The organism is Arcobacter acticola, assembly GCF_013177675.1.
GTDB lineage: Bacteria > Campylobacterota > Campylobacteria > Campylobacterales > Arcobacteraceae > Aliarcobacter > Aliarcobacter acticola.
In genome coordinates, this window is record NZ_CP042652.1 from 2555354 (window position 1) to 2579581 (window position 24228).

General features: G+C 31.2%; 11 protein-coding genes and 1 rRNA gene. 5 read left to right on the plus strand and 7 right to left on the minus strand.

The annotated features are described in order from the left end of the window. The first annotated feature begins 6 nt into the window (after positions 1-6). From AACT_RS13110 to AACT_RS13125, 4 genes are all read left to right on the plus strand, one after another. The gene (locus tag AACT_RS13110; RefSeq protein ID WP_172127593.1) at positions 7-207 is read left to right on the plus strand and encodes a hypothetical protein; all 201 of its coding nucleotides are present in this window, start codon (positions 7-9) and stop codon (positions 205-207) included. Between the two features lie 32 nt (positions 208-239). Then, a complete protein-coding gene (locus AACT_RS13115) occupies positions 240-1697 on the plus strand; it encodes a mannose-1-phosphate guanylyltransferase/mannose-6-phosphate isomerase (RefSeq protein WP_172127595.1) in 1458 nt (485 codons plus the stop codon). Positions 1698-1770: 73 nt separating this feature from the next. Further along, the gene (locus tag AACT_RS13120) at positions 1771-2568 is read left to right on the plus strand and encodes a polysaccharide biosynthesis/export family protein (protein WP_172127597.1); all 798 of its coding nucleotides are present in this window, start codon (positions 1771-1773) and stop codon (positions 2566-2568) included. Between the two features lie 8 nt (positions 2569-2576). Next, complete coding sequence (locus AACT_RS13125) at positions 2577-4937, plus strand: GumC family protein (RefSeq protein ID WP_172127599.1); 2361 nt, start codon at positions 2577-2579, stop codon at positions 4935-4937. A gap of 33 nt (positions 4938-4970) precedes the next feature. On the opposite strand, the gene AACT_RS13130 is transcribed toward AACT_RS13125, so the two are convergent. From AACT_RS13130 to AACT_RS13155, 6 genes are all read right to left on the minus strand, one after another. Next, the gene (locus AACT_RS13130) at positions 4971-5204 is read right to left on the minus strand and encodes a BrnA antitoxin family protein (protein WP_172127601.1); all 234 of its coding nucleotides are present in this window, start codon (positions 5202-5204) and stop codon (positions 4971-4973) included. Continuing rightward, positions 5191-5475, minus strand: a complete 285-nt coding sequence (locus tag AACT_RS13135; protein ID WP_172127603.1) for a BrnT family toxin — start codon at positions 5473-5475, stop codon at positions 5191-5193. Before AACT_RS13135 ends, AACT_RS13130 begins: the two co-directional genes overlap by 14 nt. A gap of 58 nt (positions 5476-5533) precedes the next feature. Beyond that, a complete protein-coding gene (locus AACT_RS13140) occupies positions 5534-5695 on the minus strand; it encodes a hypothetical protein (protein ID WP_216658203.1) in 162 nt (53 codons plus the stop codon). A gap of 477 nt (positions 5696-6172) precedes the next feature. Next, the gene (locus AACT_RS13145; RefSeq protein WP_172127607.1) at positions 6173-6457 is read right to left on the minus strand and encodes a GIY-YIG nuclease family protein; all 285 of its coding nucleotides are present in this window, start codon (positions 6455-6457) and stop codon (positions 6173-6175) included. Between the two features lie 251 nt (positions 6458-6708). Next, positions 6709-7449, minus strand: coding sequence for a tyrosine-protein phosphatase (locus tag AACT_RS13150; RefSeq protein WP_172127609.1), 741 nt, complete (start codon positions 7447-7449; stop codon positions 6709-6711). 45 nt (positions 7450-7494) lie between these two features. Beyond that, on the minus strand, positions 7495-22902 hold the full coding sequence (locus AACT_RS13155) for a tandem-95 repeat protein (protein ID WP_172127611.1): 15408 nt from the start codon (positions 22900-22902) through the stop codon (positions 7495-7497). A gap of 109 nt (positions 22903-23011) precedes the next feature. Here AACT_RS13155 and AACT_RS13160 point away from each other — a divergent pair, with 109 nt between their 5' ends. After that, positions 23012-23716 carry a response regulator transcription factor gene (locus AACT_RS13160; protein WP_172127613.1) on the plus strand — a complete coding sequence of 235 codons (705 nt, stop codon included), beginning with the start codon at positions 23012-23014 and terminating at the stop codon, positions 23714-23716. 143 nt (positions 23717-23859) lie between these two features. Here the strand turns inward: AACT_RS13160 and rrf are convergent. Further along, positions 23860-23975 (minus strand): 5S ribosomal RNA (gene rrf, locus AACT_RS13165). Positions 23976-24228: the final 253 nt, after the last annotated feature.

The following is a 24228-nucleotide window of genomic DNA, read 5'->3' on the forward strand; positions in this document are numbered from 1 at the left end:
AGAACTATGTATGAATGGTATTTGAAAACTGAAAAGATTCCCAATCAAGTTGGGAATGACGGTGGTATGTTGGGAATGACGTTCTTCGTCATCCTCGGGCTTGCATTCTTCGTCATCCTCGGGCTTGCATTCTTCGTCATCCTCGGGCTTGCATCCTTCGTCATCCTCGGGCTTGACCCGGGGATCAATGTAAAATTCCAAACGTAAGAAATAAATGTTTTTAGAAAAAGGAATAAAAAATGACAAACATAATCCTCTGCGGTGGAAGTGGTACAAGACTATGGCCAATCAGTAGAAGTCTTATGCCAAAACAGTTTGTAAAGCTATTTCTCGAAGAGAGTGCAGAGCACAAGGATAAGAAGTCATTATTTCAGCTTACAGTTGAGAGAAACTCAAAAGTTTGTAAATCACAATTTATAGTTTCAAACACAGAGCAATACTTTCTGGCTTTAGATCAGTTGGAAGAACTAGGAAAAACAAATAACAAATATCTACTAGAACCTGTTGGAAGAAACACAGCTCCTGCTATTGCACTTGCTTGTATGCAGTTAGATTATGATGAAATAGTTTTAGTAACTCCAAGTGATCATCTAATCAAAGATGAAAAAGAGTATGAAAAAGTATTAAAAAAAGCAAAAGAGTTCGCAAAAGATAATAAACTAGTTACTTTTGGAATAACTCCAACTTTTGCAGAAACTGGATTTGGGTATATAGAAGCTTCACCTGCAAATGGTGATTCGTCATTGGTTAATGGTATGGATGTTGTTAACTTTCATGAGAAACCAAGCTTAGATGTAGCAAATGAGTATCTAGAAACAAATAACAAATATACAAATAACAAATCAACAAGTTACTATATGTGGAACTCTGGAATGTTTTGTTTTAAAGCAGGTGTATTTTTAGATGAGTTAGAAAAATACTCTGCTGAGATATATAATACTTGTAAAACTGCATTTGATAATAAAAAAATTGATAATTCAACATTGAGAATTCAACATTCTCATATGGAAGCTATTCCAGATGATTCTATAGACTACGCTGTGATGGAAAAAAGTGACATAGTTAAAGTTATCCCATCAAATATCGCTTGGAGTGATGTAGGTAGCTTTGATGCTCTTTATGAAGAACTTCCAAAAGATAAAAATGGTAATACAAAAAATGATAAACATATATCAATAGATTCTAAAAACAATCTAGTATATGGATCAGATAGAATCATAGCTTCTATAGATGTAGAAGATTTAATAATCATCGATACAGGTGATGCACTTTTGATTTCAAAAAAAGGAAGTTCGCAAAAAGTAAAAAAAGTTGTAGAAAAACTAAAAGCTTCTAATTCACAACTTCACAATATCCACCAAACGGCCTATAGACCATGGGGAACATATACAGTTCTAGAAGAATCAGCTGGATATAAAATCAAAAGAATAGAAGTAAAACCAGGATCAAGACTATCTTTACAAAAACACTTCCATAGAAATGAACACTGGATAGTAGTATCAGGAACTGCAACGGTAACAGTTGGAGAAGAGACAAGACTAGTGCGACCAAATGAATCTACTTATATAAAAATGGGTGAAGTACATAGACTAGAAAACCAAGGAAAAATTCCAGTAGTTTTAATAGAAGCTCAAGTTGGAGAATATATAGATGAAGATGATATTGTTAGAATCAGCGATGATTTTAAAAGAGAGTAACAAATTTATACAAATTTGTAATCAAGATTATAACATATTGTGTTATAATCTTATCAAATAACAAGGGGAAGAAATGACAAAAAGAAACCTATTTTTTTTAACTGCATTGGTTTTTATTTTTTCAGGTTGTGGAGTAAAAGAGTATAAACTTTTCCAAACACAAAACGCAGAACTAGAAAAAACAACGGTAGTTGATGAAAAAACTTACAAAGAAGAAGTTGTATTTGAAAATGTAATTGCACCAAATGATAGAGTTGATATTACAGTATATATCCAATCAGGTGAAGGCAATCAGCAAATGACTTCTATGCTTACAAGCAGAGAAACAAATACAAGTAGCACAATACAAGAAAACATAGGACTTCTTGTAACTCAAGATGGTACAGTAAGACTTCCTCTTATTGGTAGTTTCAAAGTTGCTGGATATACACAAGATCAGGCTTCTGATATTTTGATTCAAGAGTATAAAAAGTATATTAGAAATCCATATGTTCTAGTAGAAATAAAAAACCAAAGAGTTATAGTAATAGGTGAAGTAAAAACACCAGGAATAGTATCAGTTACAAATGGAACTATGAATATCATCGAAGCAATCGCAAGATCAGGTGATGTTACAGATATGGCTTCAAGAAGTGATATCAAAGTAATCAGAGGTGATCTTAGAAACCCAGAGATTAGAAATGTAGACTTGACAAGAATGGACGCAGTTTCACTTTCAAGTTTATATCTAAAACCAAATGACATACTATATGTACAACCAAGAGAAATCAAAGGTTACAATAGAGTATTTACAGACTTTATGCCGTTTTGGGAAACATTCTCAAGTGTCTTAAATCCATTTGTACAAACAAAATCACTTAAAGGTTGGTAAGCAAAAGTATGGTTAACCAACAAATTACAAATCAATTTCATCGTAATGATGAAATTGACTTAAAAGAAGTAATCAAAACTATTTTAAGATATAAGTATTCTATTATATTTATAACACTTATTTTTACGATAGGAAGTGCAGTATTTGCATATACAAAACCAAGTATTTATTTATCTTCTACAACTATAGAGTTAATGGAAAATAAAAAAAATACAGACCCAGCAGACTTCATGCTTCAGGCATTTGACGGGGGTAGTGCAAATGTTGATAATCAACTTGAAGTGTTTAAATCTAGATTTTTAGCGCAAAAGGCTTTTTCATTTTTAAACTTAAATACTAGATATTTCACTAAAGTAAACTATAGAGAAATAGAGCTTTATAAAAGTGCTCCATTTATAGTAAATAGTGAGTTTATTGATGATTTAGCTTATGGGAAGAGATTTATAGTTACACCTGTAGATGATGAAACTTTTAATCTAAAAATAGAACCTGTTTCTATATATAGCATCTCAGGAATACTAAAAAAACTAGGTCTTCAGCCTTACAGTGCTTCAGATAAAATCATTTATGATAAAAATCATAAATTTGGTGAATCTATAAAAACAGAATTCTTCACTCTAGATTTAGAAAAAGTACGTTCATTTTCAAATAACAAATATGAGTTTTCATTTATCAATGATATGGGACTATATAATCACTTTATAAGTAACATTTCAGTTGCTCAACCATCTAAAAATGCAACTATTTTAAATCTTGGTTTTCAAGATACTGCTAGTTTAAGAGCGAAAGAGATTTTAAATGCCTTAACAAAAGCATATATGGAAGTAGAAGTAGACCAAAAGACAAAAGAAGCCAACCTTACTTTAGAGTTTATTGATGCACAACTTGAATCTATAAATGAAAGACTAAAAAAATCTGAAACAAAGTTAGAGTCATTTAAAGAAGACAACAAAGTTGTAGGACTAAATGAACAAGCAATGGCAACTACAACTCAACTAAGTGAATACCAAGCAAAACTAGAAGAAGTACAAACAGAGATCAGCATTTTAGCAAATCTTGAGCAGTTTATAATATCAAATCAAGACTTAACAGGTCTTACAATTGGTTCTGTAAACTTCGCCGATCCAGCTTTAGGATCACTAGTAACTAGTCTTCAAGAAGAAGTTGGAAAAAGGTCTTCACTTTTAGTGGATTATACAGATCTTCATCCTGATGCACAAAAATCTAGTCAAAATATCGCAAACTTAAAAAGATCGATAAAAATAGCAATTAGCAACAACCTAAGACAACTTGGTCAAAGAAAAGCTTCTTTACAAGGTATTATAGGTAAGTTCAACTCTTCAATTGCATCTTTACCAAAACAAGAAAGAGAGCTTTCTAGACTTACTAGATTTTACAGTATTGATGAAAAAATATACTCATTTTTACTAGAGAAAAAAGCTGAAACAGCGATTATGAAGTCTTCAACTATTTCAAACTCTAGACTTTTGGATGATGCTATTGAAGATACAACTCCTATAAAACCAAAAAGAACATTGATTGTTTTAGTTGGTATCATCCTTGGTATGATTTTAGGACTTGCTTTAACATTTGTAAGAGAGTTTATGAACAATACTGTTAAAAACTCAGAAGAAGTAGAAAAACTAAGCTCAATACCTATTTATGGAATCATTCCAAATAATAAAAGTAGAAAATCAGCTAAGCTTATAGATGAATCATATAGAGCAATACGAACAAATCTGCAGTTTTTACCAAGACATAGTAAAAGTCAGATTATATCTATCACCTCTTCTGTTTCAGGAGAAGGGAAAACTACTATCTCAGGAAATTTAGCAAGAATTATTTCACAAGCAGATAAAAAAGTAATCGTTTTAGATTTTGACTTAAGAAAATCAAGTTTACACAAAGAATTCGGTCTAAATAACACTATTGGTATTAGTAACTACCTAACAGAGCAAAACACTCTAGAAGAAGTTACAAATCATATTAAAGATACAAATGTAGATGTGATTACAACAGGAACCCTTCCTCCAAATCCATCTGAATTAATCTTAACAGATAAAATGAAAGATTTTGTAGAAATACTAAAATCAAAATACGATTATGTGATATTTGATACACCACCTGTTGGACTAGTAACAGATGCCTTGATTTTAATGAACTACTCAGATATCGTATTTGTAGTTGCAAGAGCTGAATATACAAGAAAAGAATTCGTAAGAAACCTAGACAGACTAAGTAAAGAACACACTCAACATACATTTGGAATGATACTAAATGGCGTAGAAATCGGTGAAAAATACGGATATGGATATGGTTCTAGTTATGGTTATGGTTATGGAAATGACAAATATTATAAAAATAGATAAGAAGAGTTAAACTCTTCTTATTAGATGAGTATTTTAATGAACACTCGTTTGCATATGCTCTCGAAGTAAATTATTTATTAATGTTTGATATGCTATCTTTTTTTCACTAGCTTCTTTTTTTAAAAAAATTAAAATATCGTTATCTAGTCTCATAGAAGTGGGTACTTTTTTTGGTTTATAAAATCTTCCTCTTATTCCACCAGAAAAATCATAATTATCTTCTAATTCATAGTTATCTAATTCTTCTCTTTGTTTAGAATCTCTCATAGCTTTCCCTTTCTTGTTTATTAGCTTTTCTTGCACTAATAATACGTATGATTTCTTCTCCCTCATTAGTAAAAAATAGATTAGCAACAACTAAAATTTTGTTTGTTTTACTTGCACCTAAGCTAATCCATCTTTCTTCAAAATAAGAGAATCTTTTATCTAATTTTGATATATGAAGAGCATCATCAAAAATTTCTTTTGCTTCTTCAAAAGAAATACCATGCTTCTGCTTATTTAAAGTATTTTTATCTTCATTCCATTCAAATTTCATAATATAAGTTTAACATAATGTATTTACAATGTCAATGATTTTAATAATACTTCGAGTATTACAAATAAGCATTTTTTATGATATTTTTTTCTTCAATATTTCTAAAAATTTTCGTTCCAATACTTTGTTTTAAAGACTCTATATATTTTGGTCTATGGGTATCACTTCCTACAAAATCTACTAAACCTTGGTCTATTAGATATTTCACTGCTTTCGTCATCATCAGACTTGACAATCTTCGTCATCATCAGACTTGACAATCTTCGTCATCCTCGGGCTTGACCCGGGGATCTCAGTTGGATTCCCAATCAAGTTGGGAATGACGAGGTTTTGTTGGGAATGACAGTTTTCATCCGACTTGACAAACACGTCATCATCCGACTTGCCAAAACACGTCATCATCCGACTTGTCAAAACACGTCATCATCAGACTTGACAATCTTCGTCATCCTCGGGCTTGACCCGGGGATCTCAGTTGGATTCCCAATCAAGTTGGGAATGACGAGGTTTTGTTGGGAATGACAGTTTTCATCCGACTTGACAAACACGTCATCATCCGACTTGACAAACACGTCATCATCCGACTTGACAAACACGTCATCCTCGGGCTTGACAATCTTCGTCATCATCAGACTTGACAATCTTCGTCATCATCAGACTTGACAATCTTCGTCATCCTCGGGCTTGACCCGGGGATCTATAATATTTCTTCATACAAATCATTATACTCAAAATTCATTTTTTCAATCAGCTCTTCTTTCCACTTACGATTCCACTTTTTTAACTGTTTTTCTCTTTTTATTGCTTCAGTGATATCATCATATATTTCATAATATACAAGTATCTTTGTATTATATTTTTTAGAAAACCCATCATAAACTTCATTTTTATGTTCATAAACACGTTTCACTAAATCACTTGTTACTCCAATGTATAGTGTTGATTTGGATATATTTGTCATTATATAGATGTAAGATTGCATTTTTTCTCTTTTTTAATAAATTATAACATTATTTATTTAGATTCCCAATCAAGTTGGGAATGACGAGGTTTTGTTGGAAATGACGAGAGTGTTTATTGGGAATGACAAAATGTGTCATCAGACTTGACAAAATTCGTTATCTTCGGGCTTGACTGCTTTCGTCATCCTCGGGCTTGACCCGGGGATCTCAGTTGGATTCCCAATCAGAAAGATGTCTTGGGAAATGACCAGAGGTGTCCTAAAAAATGTCGTTATAAGTAGTTGTTTCTAATCTGATTCTTTTCTTCAATATTTCTAAAAATTTTCGTTCCAATACTTTGTTTTAAAGACTCTATATATTTTGGTCTATGTGTATCACTTCCTACAAAATCTACTAAACCTTGGTCTATTAGATATTTCACTGCTTTTTTTGCAGATTTTCCATAGAAGTCATTTGTTGAGTTTATATTGATTTGAAATAGCAATCCCATGTCTTTTATTTGATGATATTTATCAGGGTTTGCTGCAAAATATGAATATCGTTCAGGATGGGCTAAAATAGGTTTATAGCCAGAACTTAAAAGCTCAAATGCACTTTGCTCCAATCCAAATACAGGTGTTGTATAAGATAGCTCAAAAAGTACATTGTTATCACCAAAAGTCAGTAAATCTTTTTTTCTAATCAACTCTATAAAATGTTCATCATAATAGTATTCACTAGCAACCTGCATACACATATCTATATTTTGTTTATGAAGCTCTTCTTGAAGTTCATCAAAAGATCTTAGTATTCCATCTTTTGAATTTGGATATCTGTGAGACATAATATGAGGAGTTGTAATAAGCTTTTTAAAGCCCATTTCCTTTAGCTCTTTTATCATCTCGATACTTTGTTCCATAGATTTAGAACCATCATCAATAGCAGGAAGTAAATGTGAATGCAAATCAGTTGTGTAAAAATCAGGTAGAGTATGGTTTGTTTTTTTGAAACTGTTAAATAGTTTTGAGAGCAAGTTAAATTTTCCTTTTTAATTATTAGGCTAATTCTAGCCTAATAATTATACATTTTCAACTGTAATTGTGTTTTCAATAAGAAGCTTTAAAGTCTCAGAAGCTGCATTTGTAGTTGTATACACATGGAATCCATCAGGATCTGTATATGGAGTCGCACCATCAGAACCCGTCATTTGAGTCCAGTTTTGAGCTGAATCTAAAGAGATTTTATCTGCACCATCACCAAATATTTTAAGTGTATTATCTTCATCAGTTAATGAAACAAAATCATCAAGTGTGAAGTTGCTTAAAATATGTTCACCTAAAGTCATATCAAGTTCATCTAATCCAGATGTATTTGAAAGTAATGTCACCATATCAAGTGTTTGAGAATCATCTGACTCAGTTGAATAAGAATCTGTTAAATCAATATTTAAATTTACAGTTTCAGATTCACTTTTAGTACCTGTTTTATCCATTAGATAGTAATCAAATGAAATTTTCACATCATCAGAAGAATCAAGTGTTGCAAAAGTATCACTTGTAACTGAGTATGCACCTGTTGGATCAATAGTTACCTTTACATCTGAAATATCAACTCCATCAATAGTTGCATTAACAGAATCAGCAGTTAAGAAATAAGTCAATGTAGAAATGTCTTCAAAATCTGCATCCATACCTACTCTAGTAGATAAATCATCTGCTAAAGTTAATGCCGCAGCTTCTTTTCCACTCACTGTTGAGATATCACCCAAAATACCAAAGTCAGATAATACAGCAGTTTTAATATCATTTGCAGTAAGAGAAGTAGAAATATCAACTGTAGCATCTGCAATGTTTAATGAACTAATAGCATAATTAATTTGTGCAGTTAAAGTAGTAGTATTAATCGTTGGATTTATAGCTATTAATGCGTCCACAAAAGCAGTCACATTTGTAGCTATTTGATTATCTAAAGCACTATTTAAATCACTTGAAATTTGTAGCTCAAGTGCTGTGATTAAAGTATCTATACTTGTTTCAACTGCATCAGATTGACCTGCTACGATAGAATCAATTCCGTTTAATATTGAAGTAAATTTAGCTAAAACTACACTTGAATCACTTAAATCACTTGGGCTTAATGTTGCTAAATATGTACTTAACTGTGTTTTAACAGAATCAAAAGCAGAAGTATCAACACTAATACTAGATTCTGTATATGCACTAAGTGCTGAATCTAAGTTTATACCTGAAACTAAAGCTGTTGAGTTTACAGCTGTTAAGTTACTAATTGCCGTAACTAATGAATCTGGAATATTGTTGCTAACAATTTCTGTAAATGTTAATCCAAAATCAGTTTTTGCAAGATTTAACATATCTTTTGCAACTTTATTGAAATCTACAGTATCACCTGTTAATACAGCCATATTAGCATATAAATAGTTAATTACATTAGTATTAAATGTAGTGATTTCAGCAGGTGTTTGAGCACCTAATTCAAACTCACTAATAAGTTTTGTAGTAATTCCAGATACCCATGTATTTAAATTCATTCCTACATAACCCATATTAATGCTACCATCAGATAATCTATTTGCATCAACATCATCTTTGATAAGTTCAACTACAGTTTTTAAGTTATTTATTTTATCTTGATCAAAGTATGAAATCGCATTAGTACCTAAAGTTCCATCACTATTTAAAATTCCTAAAGACACAATTATTCCAGCTTTTAATGCAGTGATTTGTGCATCAGATACAACTGGGAAAGTAGGAGTTACTGTAATAGTATCTGTATTTACTAAATCACTTACTTTAATATCAATTTGTGGATTTCCTAAAGCAGAAATCATAGATCCAGGTAAATAACCCTCATAACTAACAAATGAATCAACTTGTTCATTTATAGTTTGAGATACAGCTATTGGAGCATCATTTGTTCCTGTTATTGTTAAGTTTACAGTTGCTGTTGATGTTAATCCACCTTGATCTTTAATTGTGTATTCAAAGCTATCACTTAATCCATATGCATTTGCAACTGGAGTATATTTTAAAGTTCCATCATCATTTAAAGTTACTGTTCCATAAGATGGTTGAGTAAATGATTGAATTGATAAATCTTTTATTTCCACATCAGTATCGTTTAATAATACATTAATATCTACAGAAATATCTTCAAAAACTTTTACCACATCAGCATTTGCAGTTGGAGCATCATTTACAGAATCGATTGTTAAATTAACTGTTCCCTCAACTTCACTAATACCATCTGTAACAACATAATTAAAGCTTGCAACTCCATCGTAGTTTGAAACTGGAGTAAATACAACTTTACCATCTACAATTGAAACTATTCCATTAGAAGCGTTTGAAACACTTACTAAACTTAAGTTATCTCCATCAATATCACTATCATTTGATAATAATTCTAAAGCTGTAAATGTAGCTACAGAATCTTCTGATAATGCAAATTGATCTGCTTGTGTAATTGGTGCATCATTTGTACCTGTAATTGTGATTTTTAAAATTGAATTTACTTTTTCAACTCCATCAGTTACACTAACAGGAATTTCTATAACTAATTTTTCACCATCTTTTAAATAATCATAAGAATTAGTGTCAAATGTATAAGCTCCCGTAGTAGAATTTAAACTAAATTCTCCTAAAGTACTTGTTGTTGAATATGTTAATACGCTCTTTGGTAAACCATTTGTTCCTAAAACTATATCCACATCACTTGCAGATATTTGTCCTGTTAAAATAGTATTTTCATTGCCACTATTAGTAAATAATGTAGAGATAACTGGTGCATCATTTGTACCTGTTACTGTTAAAGAAACAGTTTTTGTTATATCATCATTTTCACCATCACTTGCAATTACATCAAATGAAATTTTCATTACATAACCTTTTGCAAGTGAATTAAAGTATGTAGAATTTAGAATAAATTCACCTGTACTTGTAACTACAACTGAACCTAAGTTACCGATTGAAGAAGTAACATCCACTCCATTTACAGTAACACTTGAATTTGAACCTAATGTAAATATCTGATTATCATTTAAGCCATCAACAGTTTCTAAAATACCTTTATAAACTGAATTTTCATAAGAAGTACCATATACAATTAGCGTATCTAAATCACTTTCTAGAACAATAGGATTATCATTACTATTATTTACAGTTAATCCAATAGTTTTTGTAGCACTAAACTCACCATCAGTAGTAGTTAAAGTAATAGTATCAGTTCCTACATAGTCTTTATTTGGCGTATAAGTAACTATATTTCCATTTACTTCAACTGTACCTTCTAAAGCTGTTGCTGTAGTAGTTAAATCACTATCAATATCTAAAGCCATAAAAGTAATTGATTTATCATTATTTTTATTTACAATTGCAGATTCAACAACTTCTATTGTTGGAGCATCATTAGTAGGACTTACTGTTACATTAAATGTCTGAGAAGTAGTTGTTGTTCCATCATTTACTGTTAATGTTACCGTAGCAGTCCCATTGAAATCTTCTGTTGGAGTAAATTCTATTTGACCATCTATTATTTTTGCCGTTCCATTTGTAGCTTTTACACTTGAAGTTAGAGTATCACCATCAATATCTGAAGCTGTGAAAGCAATAGTTTTAATTCCATCTTCAGCTACTGTTTGTGTTGCAATTGTTGCGATTGTTGGTGCATCATTTACTGCACTTACTGTTACATTAATTGTTTGAGTTGTAGTTGTCGTTCCATCATTTACTGTTAAGGTTACTGTTGCATCTCCATTGAAATCTTTTGTTGATGTAAACGTAATTACATTTCCTAATACTGTTGCAGTTCCATTTGTAGCTGTTACACTTGAAGTTAGAGTATCACCATCGATATCTGAAGCTGTGAAAGTGATTGTTTGTGATTCATCTTCATTTACTGTTTGCGTTGAAATTAGTGCAATTACAGGTGCATCATTTACAGGACTTACTGTTACATTAAATGTTTGAGTTACTACTCCACCATTTAAGTCATCAACTGTTAATGTTACAGTTGCATCTCCATTGAAATCTTTTGTTGGAGTAAATGTGATTTCATTCCCTAATACAGTTGCAGTTCCATTTGTAGCTGTTACACTTGGAGTTAAAGTATCACCATCAATATCACTTGCAACAAAAGTGATTGTTTTACTTCCATCTTCATCTACTGTTTGTGTTAAGATTGTTTCTATTGTTGGTGCATCATTTACTGGATTTACTGTTACATTTATTATACTTGTAGTTGTAAGTATTCCATCATTTGTAGTTAATGTAATAATTGCAGATCCATTATAATTTGCACTTGGAATAAATGTGATTTCATTTCCACTTATTACAGCTGTTCCATTTGTTGCACTTACATTTGAAGTTAGAGTATCACCATCTATATCAGAAGCTACAAATGTGATTGTTTTACTTCCATCTTCAGCTACTGTTGTGCTACTTACAACTGTAAGAGTTGGAGCATCATTTGTAGGAGTTACTGTTACACTTATAGTTTTTCTAACACTTGCACCATCATCATCTGTTGCAATTATAGTAATAATATCTGTTCCGTTATAATCTTTGTTTGAAAGATATATGATTTCAGAACCATCTATACTTACTGTTCCATTTTCTGCACTTGCTGTAATTTCTTCTATTATTCCATCTTCATCACTTAGTGTAAATGCAAGTGCAGTTGATTGATCTTCATTTGCAGCTAATGTAGAAACTATAGTTACTACTGGTAATTTATTTACTACCACTTCACTTGCTTGTGCAGAGATTTCATTTACTGATAAAACTGTTCCATCTTGTGCAGATTCTATAACATCTTTTACTAAAGTTTGAACTTTTGAAATATCTTCTACTGAAACTAAAGAAGCATTATTTACTGCTTGATTTAAATTTGATATTGCATTGATAATATTTGTATCACTTGTTCCTAAAATAGTAGTAATATTTTCAACTGATGTTAAATCTATATTATCAGAATCATTAATCATATCAGTAATAGAATCTAAAGCTGAACTTTCTTGTGTCATTAGAATCACTAATTGAACTGCGATTTTTTGAACTGAATTTGCAGTTTCTTTTGCAGTTTCTTTTGCTGCTTCACTTGATGTAGAATCTGTTGCAATAGCGTATGAATCATAAGTTGTTAAATCAATACTTGAATCAATACCTAATGAAGTTTTTACTTTACTTGAAGCTTCTTCTACAGATAAAGTAGAATCTAATTCCATTAAACTTTGAACAAGAGTAGTAAGTGGACTTAAAACAGTAGAACCAGTAGGTGCTGTTAAAGTTCCAGTAAATGCAAGTCCAGTTGAAATATCAGTTCCACCAATAGCAACAAGAGGTCCTGTAACACCAGCCAAATAGAAATCACCATTTGCATCTGTATAAGTCGATTTTTCACCATCATCAAATGTTTTATCGCCATCTAAATCTTCAAATACAAGGGCACCTGCAATATGACCATCTGAAACAGAAGAATCAGCTAATGAAATATTTAAAGTCACAGCTTTAGCTTCACTGTCTTCAATTCCATCATTTACAACATAAGAAAATTCTACTTTTACTTCATAAAGAGTATTCATAGTAGCAAATGAAGAGTTAGTAACTGTATATGAACCATCAGAATCAACAGTTACAGTTGTAGGAGTAGTCAATGTGTTTGTTACGTCAACTCCAAATTCATTATAAACAGTTGTAATTACATCACCATCTACTTTATAAGCTAACGTTGCAATATCAAGTAAATCCTCATCCATACTTAATCTTGTAAATACATCCTCAACCATTTTCTCAGCAATAAGATCTCTTGCTGCTTCTTCTAATAATCCAGTGTCAAGACCTAGTTGAGTGAAGATTGATTCAAGGGCAATATCTTTCATACCTTCAATATCAAAACTTAAATCTTTTGTAATCTCTGTCACTAGATAATCATTTATTTCATTTGGTAATGAACTTAAAATTGTTGAATCCACTCCAGCACTTGATAACTGAGAAATCAATGTTTGTAATGTTGTAGATAAAGCTGTAGAAATTTCATCTGATAGAACTGATTTTAAAGTACTCAGTAATAATGCGTCATCTATAGGTGTATTATCTTTAGAGAAAACTGTATCAATACTATCATCTATAATATTGAACACTACAGTTAAAAGATCTTTAAATGTATTTACAATTGCATCAGGATCATTTGCTAGTTGAGATAAACTTAAACTTGAAACAAAAGTTTTCAACTCTGTTATAGTTGACTGTAAAATTGGATTTACCATTGTAGTTATATCAATATTTGTAAGTCCAAGTTCACTAATAACCTTAGTCAAAATCGAATCAGCTGTTATTGTAGATAAATCAATATCATTTGGATCAATAGTTATTGCATTTGCAATTGTTATAATAGGATTTAATTCAACAGTTAAAGGATTTGCTATATAGATTTTTACTATATCTTTTTGTAGTTCTAAAAGTGCACTATTTTCTTGAGTTGAATTTTCATTTGCAGCAATATATGAAGTTACAAAAGTATTAATTGAAGTTGTTAATAAAGTATCATTTGTACCTGTAGCATCACCAAGATTATTTTCAATTGCATCTTTTATAGCTATTTTCATTGATGCGATAGCTAAAGCTTCAATTGTAGTTTCATTAGTATTAATATCATTTTCTGCATCCACTTTTGCAGCTGTAGATAAAGATATAATGTACGCATTTAATGTTATATTATTTGTTGCTAAATAATTGAATAAATCTTTTGATTCTTGACTTATAGCTGGACTTGCCATTAATGCTGTGTTAGTTGATAGTGCAACTAACTCCGTTTGATTTATATTATTAATACTTGCAAATAATTCATTTCCAAATGTTGCTTCATCAGAAGCAGTCCTATCACTTTCTAAATATTTTTTTAATGCAATCTCTAATGAAGAAGCATCAAAAGTAATATCAGGTTTAGTATCTGAAGAATTAGCGAACACATCAATAAAACTTTGTTTTGTATAAATTAAAGCTTGTTCATTTGTTGTTGTTTCTATTGAGTCAGTAACTGCAGTTTGAATATCACTCTGAAGGGCATTCAATTTTGTACTATATAGTCCAATAATATTAAGTCCAAATGGAACTAAAGCATCATTTACAGATGTACCATTCATAACTGAAGTAATAAATGTGTCAATAGCAGTTTCCAAAGATTCTTCTTCAGTTCCACTTAAATCACCTAAAACAGTTTCTATTTGAGTTTTAATAGTATCTGGTAAAGTTTCAAGTTGCCCACCTGTAGCTTTATCTAAAATTAATGCTGATAATCCAGGTACAAGAGTAGTTGACAAGGTACTTGTATCTATATTTATATCTACACTTTCTTTTACTGCAGTTAAAACTTCATCAATATCAATAATACCTGTTAATCCATTTGATAAATTAATATTTCCTAACACATCAGTTAACATATTAACAATATACGATCCAGGAAGTGTACCTTCATAAGTAGTTTCACCAAATGCAATCTCAGTATCTACACTATCAGTAACTGCAATAGGAGCATCATTTACTCCAGTAATTGTAACAGTTGTTGTTCCTTTATTAGAATCATCTATTCCATCATTTGCAGTATAATCAAATGAAATTTCAATACTATCACTTCCTTTCATTGTATTAAATAGTGGTGAAATAATTTTATATTCTCCATTATCATCTAATGTAATATTTAATAATCCAGCTGTTTTAAGAGCATCCACAGCAAGTGTAGGAATATTTATAGTTTTAGATGCCGTTGTTGATATAGAAATATTTCCATTTATCAAATCAGTTGCTAAATCTTGGATATAAGCTAAACTAGGAGTTGCAGTTGTTAATTGTTCAAAAAGCGTAATTAAATATGAATTTGTAGTAGTAACTTTCATGCTAACCTCACCTAAAGAAAGAGTAACATCGCTTAAATTATCTACATCACTTACAGTTATTTGACCTGTATAAACAGCATTTTCAAGTGGTAAATTAAATGCAGTTCCTAAATGATCAAGTAATACAAGTTTTAGATTTGCTTGAGAAATAACTGATAAAAAAGGATTTGAAGGTAAACCTGTAATTTGAGCATTTACTGTAACCGTTCCTGAAACACTTGTATCTATATCTAATGTTATATTATCTTCATAATTATCTGGTAATAGTGATAAAATACTATTTTTAACAAGTGATTCAACATCAAATTGATTAAATAATCCAACTATTGTACTATTTGAAGTAGAGATATTTAAAGTTATTTTACCATCAGCATCTGTAACTATAGTTTGTAAGATTTCTTCAGTAGCATATGTAAGAGCTGATTCAGAAACAGTGATATCAGAAAAAGATACTATTGGTGCATCATTTGTAGGAGTTACTATTACATTAAATGTTTGAGTTGTAGTTACTTTTCCATCATTTACTGTTAAGGTTACTGTTGCATCTCCATTGAAATCTTTTGTTGGAGTAAATGTGATTTCATTTCCTAATACAGTTGCAGTTCCATTTGTAGCTGTTACACTTGAAGTTAGAGTATCACCATCGATATCTGAAGCTGTGAAAGTGATTGTTTGTGATTCATCTTCATTTACTGTTTGCGTTGAAATTAGTGCAATTACAGGTGCATCATTTACAGGACTTACTGTTACATTAAATGTTTGAGTTGTAGTTGTCGTTCCATCATTTACTGTTAATGTTACAGTCGCTGTTCCATTGAAATCTTTTGTTGGAGTAAATGTGATTTCATTTCCTAATACAGTTGCAGTTCCATTTGTAGCTGTTACACTTGAAGTTAGAGTATCACCATCGATATCTGAAGCTGTGAAAGTGATTGTTTGTGATTCATCTTCATTTACTGTTTGCGTTGAAATTAGTGCAATTACAGGTGCATCATTTACAGGACTTACTGTTACATTAAATGTTTGAGTTGTAGTTGTCGTTCCATCATTTACTGTTAATGTTACAGTCGCTGTTCCATTGAAATCTTTTGTTGGAGTAAATGTGATTTCATTTCCTAATACAGTTGCAGTTCCATTTGTAGCTGTTACACTTGAAGTTAGAGTATCACCATCGATATCTGAAGCTGTGAAAGTGATTGTTTGTGATTCATCTTCATTTACTGTTTGCGTTGAAATTAGTGCAATTACAGGTGCATCATTTACAGGACTTACTGTTACATTAAATGTTTGAGTTGTAGTTGTCGTTCCATCATTTACTGTTAATGTTACAGTCGCTGTTCCATTGAAATCTTTTGTTGGAGTAAATGTGATTTCATTTCCTAATACAGTTGCAGTTCCATTTGTAGCTGTTACACTTGAAGTTAGAGTATCACCATCGATATCTGAAGCTGTGAAAGTGATTGTTTGTGATTCATCTTCATTTACTGTTTGCGTTGAAATTAGTGCAATTACAGGTGCATCATTTACAGGACTTACTGTTACATTAAATGTTTGAGTTGTAGTTGTCGTTCCATCATTTACTGTTAATGTTACAGTCGCTGTTCCATTGAAATCTTTTGTTGGAGTAAATGTGATTTCATTTCCTAATACAGTTGCAGTTCCATTTGTAGCTGTTACACTTGAAGTTAGAGTATCACCATCGATATCTGAAGCTGTGAAAGTGATTGTTTGTGATTCATCTTCATTTACTGTTTGCGTTGAAATTAGTGCAATTACAGGTGCATCATTTACAGGACTTACTGTTACATTAAATGTTTGAGTTGTAGTTGTCGTTCCATCATTTACTGTTAATGTTACAGTCGCTGTTCCATTGAAATCTTTTGTTGGAGTAAATGTGATTTCATTTCCTAATACAGTTGCAGTTCCATTTGTAGCTGTTACACTTGAAGTTAGAGTATCACCATCGATATCTGAAGCTGTGAAAGTGATTGTTTGTGATTCATCTTCATTTACTGTTTGCGTTGAAATTAGTGCAATTACAGGTGCATCATTTACAGGACTTACTGTTACATTAAATGTTTGAGTTGTAGTTGTCGTTCCATCATTTACTGTTAATGTTACAGTCGCTGTTCCATTGAAATCTTTTGTTGGAGTAAATGTGATTTCATTTCCTAATACAGTTGCAGTTCCATTTGTAGCTGTTACACTTGAAGTTAGAGTATCACCATCGATATCTGAAGCTGTGAAAGTGATTGTTTGTGATTCATCTTCATTTACTGTTTGCGTTGAAATTAGTGCAATTACAGGTGCATCATTTACAGGACTTACTGTTACATTAAATGTTTGAGTTGTAGTTGTCGTTCCATCATTTACTGTTAATGTTACAGTCGCTGTTCCATTGAAATCTTTTGTTGGAGTAAATGTGATTTCATTTCCTAATACAGTTGCAGTTCCATTTGTAGCTGTTACACTTGAAGTTAGAGTATCACCATCGATATCTGAAGCTGTGAAAGTGATTGTTTGTGATTCATCTTCATTTACTGTTTGCGTTGAAATTAGTGCAATTACAGGTGCATCATTTACAGGACTTACTGTTACATTAAATGTTTGAGTTGTAGTTGTCGTTCCATCATTTACATTTAATGTAATTAAATCACTTCCATTGAAATTTGCATTTGGAGTATATGTTATTACATTTCCTGAAATACTTACTGTTCCATTTGTTGCTGTTGCACTTGAAGTTAAAGTATCACCATCAATATCAGAAGCTATAAAAGTAATTGTTGTACTTCCATCTTCATCTACTGTTTGTGTTGCAATTGTTGCGATTATTGGTGCATCATTTACAGGACTTACTGTTACATTAATTGTTTGAGTTGTAGTTGTCGTTCCATCATTTACATTTAATGTAATTAAATCACTTCCATTGAAATTTGCATTTGGAGTATATGTTATTACATTTCCTGAAATACTTACTGTTCCATTTGTTGCTGTTGCACTTGAAGTTAAAGTATCACCATCAATATCAGAAGCTATAAAAGTAATTGTTGTACTTCCATCTTCATCTACTGTTTGTGTTGCAATTGTTGCGATTATTGGTGCATCATTTACAGGACTTACTGTTACATTAATTGTTTGAGTTGTAGTTGTCGTTCCATCATTTACATTTAATGTAATTAAATCACTTCCATTGAAATTTGCATTTGGAGTATATGTTATTACATTTCCTAAGATACTTACTGTTCCATTTGTTGCTGTTGCACTTGAAGTTAAAGTATCACCATCAATATCAGAAGCTATAAAAGTAATTGTTGTACTTCCATCTTCAGCTACTGTTTGTGTTGCAATTGTTGCGATTATTGGTGCATCATTTACAGGACTTACTGTTACATTAAATGTTTGAGTTGTAGTTGTCGTTCCATCATTTACTGTTAATGTTACAGTCGCTGTTCCATTGAAATCTTTTGTTGGAGTAAATGTGATTTCATTTCCTAATACAGTTGCAGTTCCATTTGTAGCTGTTACACTTGAAGTTAGAGTATCACCATCGATATCTGAAGCTGTGAAAGTGATTGTTTGTGATTCATCTTCATTTACTGTTTGCGTTGAAATTAGTGCAATTACAGGTGCATCATTTACAGGACTTACTGTTACATTAAATGTTTGAGTTGTAGTTGTCGTTCCATCATTTACTGTTAATGTTACAGTCGCTGTTCCATTGAAATCTTTTGTTGGAGTAAATGTGATTTCATTTCCTAATACAGTTGCAGTTCCATTTGTAGCTGTTACACTTGAAGTTAGAGTATCACCATCGATATCTGAAGCTGTGAAAGTGATTGTTTGTGATTCATCTTCATTTACTGTTTGCGTTGAAATTAGTGCAATTACAGGTGCATCATTTACAGGACTTACTGTTACATTAAATGTTTGAGTTGTAGTTGTCGTTCCATCATTTACTGTTAATGTTACAGTCGCTGTTCCATTGAAATCTTTTGTTGGAGTAAATGTGATTTCATTTCCTAATACAGTTGCAGTTCCATTTGTAGCTGTTACACTTGAAGTTAGAGTATCACCATCGATATCTGAAGCTGTGAAAGTGATTGTTTGTGATTCATCTTCATTTACTGTTTGCGTTGAAATTAGTGCAATTACAGGTGCATCATTTACAGGACTTACTGTTACATTAAATGTTTGAGTTGTAGTTGTCGTTCCATCATTTACTGTTAATGTTACAGTCGCTGTTCCATTGAAATCTTTTGTTGGAGTAAATGTGATTTCATTTCCTAATACAGTTGCAGTTCCATTTGTAGCTGTTACACTTGAAGTTAGAGTATCACCATCGATATCTGAAGCTGTGAAAGTGATTGTTTGTGATTCATCTTCATTTACTGTTTGCGTTGAAATTAGTGCAATTACAGGTGCATCATTTACAGGACTTACTGTTACATTAAATGTTTGAGTTGTAGTTGTCGTTCCATCATTTACTGTTAATGTTACAGTCGCTGTTCCATTGAAATCTTTTGTTGGAGTAAATGTGATTTCATTTCCTAATACAGTTGCAGTTCCATTTGTAGCTGTTACACTTGAAGTTAGAGTATCACCATCGATATCTGAAGCTGTGAAAGTGATTGTTTGTGATTCATCTTCATTTACTGTTTGCGTTGAAATTAGTGCAATTACAGGTGCATCATTTACAGGACTTACTGTTACATTAAATGTTTGAGTTGTAGTTGTCGTTCCATCATTTACTGTTAATGTTACAGTCGCTGTTCCATTGAAATCTTTTGTTGGAGTAAATGTGATTTCATTTCCTAATACAGTTGCAGTTCCATTTGTAGCTGTTACACTTGAAGTTAGAGTATCACCATCGATATCTGAAGCTGTGAAAGTGATTGTTTGTGATTCATCTTCATTTACTGTTTGCGTTGAAATTAGTGCAATTACAGGTGCATCATTTACAGGACTTACTGTTACATTAAATGTTTGAGTTGTAGTTGTCGTTCCATCATTTACTGTTAATGTTACAGTCGCTGTTCCATTGAAATCTTTTGTTGGAGTAAATGTGATTTCATTTCCTAATACAGTTGCAGTTCCATTTGTAGCTGTTACACTTGAAGTTAGAGTATCACCATCGATATCTGAAGCTGTGAAAGTGATTGTTTGTGATTCATCTTCATTTACTGTTTGCGTTGAAATTAGTGCAATTACAGGTGCATCATTTACAGGACTTACTGTTACATTAAATGTTTGAGTTGTAGTTGTCGTTCCATCATTTACTGTTAATGTTACAGTCGCTGTTCCATTGAAATCTTTTGTTGGAGTAAATGTGATTTCATTTCCTAATACAGTTGCAGTTCCATTTGTAGCTGTTACACTTGAAGTTAGAGTATCACCATCGATATCTGAAGCTGTGAAAGTGATTGTTTGTGATTCATCTTCATTTACTGTTTGCGTTGAAATTAGTGCAATTACAGGTGCATCATTTACAGGACTTACTGTTACATTAAATGTTTGAGTTGTAGTTGTCGTTCCATCATTTACTGTTAATGTTACAGTCGCTGTTCCATTGAAATCTTTTGTTGGAGTAAATGTGATTTCATTTCCTAATACAGTTGCAGTTCCATTTGTAGCTGTTACACTTGAAGTTAGAGTATCACCATCGATATCTGAAGCTGTGAAAGTGATTGTTTGTGATTCATCTTCATTTACTGTTTGCGTTGAAATTAGTGCAATTACAGGTGCATCATTTACAGGACTTACTGTTACATTAAATGTTTGAGTTGTAGTTGTCGTTCCATCATTTACATTTAATGTAATTAAATCACTTCCATTGAAATTTGCATTTGGAGTATATGTTATTACATTTCCTGAAATACTTACTGTTCCATTTGTTGCTGTTGCACTTGAAGTTAAAGTATCACCATCAATATCAGAAGCTATAAAAGTAATTGTTGTACTTCCATCTTCATCTACTGTTTGTGTTGCAATTGTTGCGATTATTGGTGCATCATTTACAGGACTTACTGTTACATTAATTGTTTGAGTTGTAGTTACACTTCCATCATTTACATTTAATGTAATTAAATCACTTCCATTGAAATTTGCATTTGGAGTATATGTTATTACATTTCCTGAAATACTTACTGTTCCATTTGTTGCTGTTGCACTTGAAGTTAAAGTATCACCATCAATATCAGAAGCTATAAAAGTAATTGTTGTACTTCCATCTTCATCTACTGTTTGTGTTGCAATTGTTGCGATTATTGGTGCATCATTTACAGGACTTACTGTTACATTAATTGTTTGAGTTGTAGTTGTCGTTCCATCATTTACATTTAATGTAATTAAATCACTTCCATTGAAATTTGCATTTGGAGTATATGTTATTACATTTCCTGAAATACTTACTGTTCCATTTGTTGCTGTTGCACTTGAAGTTAAAGTATCACCATCAATATCAGAAGCTATAAAAGTAATTGTTGTACTTCCATCTTCATCTACTGTTTGTGTTGCAATTGTTGCGATTATTGGTGCATCATTTACAGGACTTACTGTTACATTAATTGTTTGAGTTGTAGTTGTCGTTCCATCATTTACATTTAATGTAATTAAATCACTTCCATTGAAATTTGCATTTGGAGTATATGTTATTACATTTCCTAAGATACTTACTGTTCCATTTGTTGCTGTTGCACTTGAAGTTAAAGTATCACCATCAATATCAGAAGCTATAAAAGTAATTGTTGTACTTCCATCTTCAGCTACTGTTTGTGTTGCAATTGTTGCGATTATTGGTGCATCATTTACAGGACTTACTGTTACATTAATTGTTTGAGTTGTAGTTGTCGTTCCATCATTTACATTTAATGTAATTAAATCACTTCCATTGAAATTTGCATTTGGAGTATATGTTATTACATTTCCTGAAATACTTACTGTTCCATTTGTTGCTGTTGCACTTGAAGTTAAAGTATCACCATCAATATCAGAAGCTATAAAAGTAATTGTTGTACTTCCATCTTCAGCTACACTTTGTGTTGCAATTGTTGCGATTATTGGTGCAAAATTAAATCTTGTAGTTTGAGCTACTGTAGCAGGAGCATCTTCAGCTAAATCATCCTCTACAACTAAATTGTTATAAGTTTCATTTTGTAAGTTTAATTCATCATCATTAAGACCAGAATTGGCTGCACTATCAGAATTTGTATTAGCTGCTGCTGGACCTGCTGCTGCTGGACCTGCTGCTGCTGCTTCAAGAGCAGAATTAATATCTGTAATACTAGCTAATACTTTTTCAGTTCCAGCTTCTATTATTTCAACTAATTGAGTTCCATCATTTTGAGCTAATAGATTAGCCATATTTTTAAGAATTAATTCAAAGATATTTCCATCTGCATCTTTAAATTCTATTTTTAAATCTTCTTCTTGTAAAGTAGTAGAAAATTTTGTACCTTTTTGTACTTCAATAATAAGTGCTTTATCAAGAACTAAACCATCTAAAGAAAATGATTTTATTTTCTTTACAGCTTCTATATTCGATAAATCTATATTCTCACCATATTTGTTTATAGAGATCATTGCATACCCTTTTGTAATTGGATTATTTTATACTCGTATAATATATAAAAAAGAGTTGCAAAGTAGTTTCATTTTCAAAATTTATTATTTTTTTGTGTTATAATAAATTATGAATTTATCACTAAAAAAAATATTAAAACAACTTGATGTTTTGTTTATATCTGAGGTAGATTCCTCATATAAAAAAATAGAGAATATTTTACGCCTTTTTTTTAAAGAGGTACTTAATACAAATTCATTAATAAATGCCAATAAAATATATGAAAAATCATTTCCTAGTATTTTGATTATTGATATAAATTTAAAAGAATCCTCTGGATTGTCTTTTGTAAAAAACCTTAGAAAAAAAAACAAATCGATGCCAATTATAATAATCACAGAAAATAAAGAAACAGATATTTTAATTGAAGCTATTAAACTAAATTTAATAGATTATTTACTTAAACCTGTTGATATTAATAAACTAATACATGCATTAAATCTATCTGCAAAAAATATATTAAATAGTGGGGAAATAAAAACGATAATTACAAATGATATAATTTATAACTATGTAGATAAAAGCATAACAATTTTAGATAAAAAACAATCTCTAACAAAAAACGAATCACGATTATTAGAACTGTTTTTAATAAATAAAAATAAGTTTGTCAAAAATGAAGATATTATCAAGCAAATTTGGTCAGATAAAGAAGTTTCAAGTTCAGCATTTAAGTCACTAATTAATAGATTATCAAATAAAATAGGGAAAGATACAATAAGTAATTCGTTTGGGATTGGGTATGGGATTATTAGTGATAAATGTGAATTGTAAATATTAAAAGATAAAACAATAATTGGTGTATTAGTTATTGGAATATTAGTAGTTTAAACCTAAAAAAAGCCCTAAAAAAAAGCTTCTACCTAAAAATACTCAAAGAGTATGAATAAGTAAAAGCTTAAGTAAATAAACTCAAGAGCTGGCAGCGGCCTACGTTTCCACCAGGGGACCCGGCAGTATTATCGGCGATGAAGTGCTTGACTTCCAGGTTCGGAATGGGACTGGGTATTTCCACTTCTCTATAGCCACCAGCAAAGTTGAGTGTTAAATTTAATTTTGAATGCTTAATTTTGAATTTTGAATTAAAACCCAAATTAAGTAAATTATACTTAACACTCAACTCTATGCTAGAGTTAAGAAAAAATAATGTTAAAGTCTTTTGTTCTTTCTAAAAAAAACACAATTTGTTTATTAAATATATCCTGCGCTTATGCATAAGCATAAAAGCTACGGTTCCGAAACTATAAAAGTGAAGCAGTTCACTTTTAATAACGTTTCTCATATAT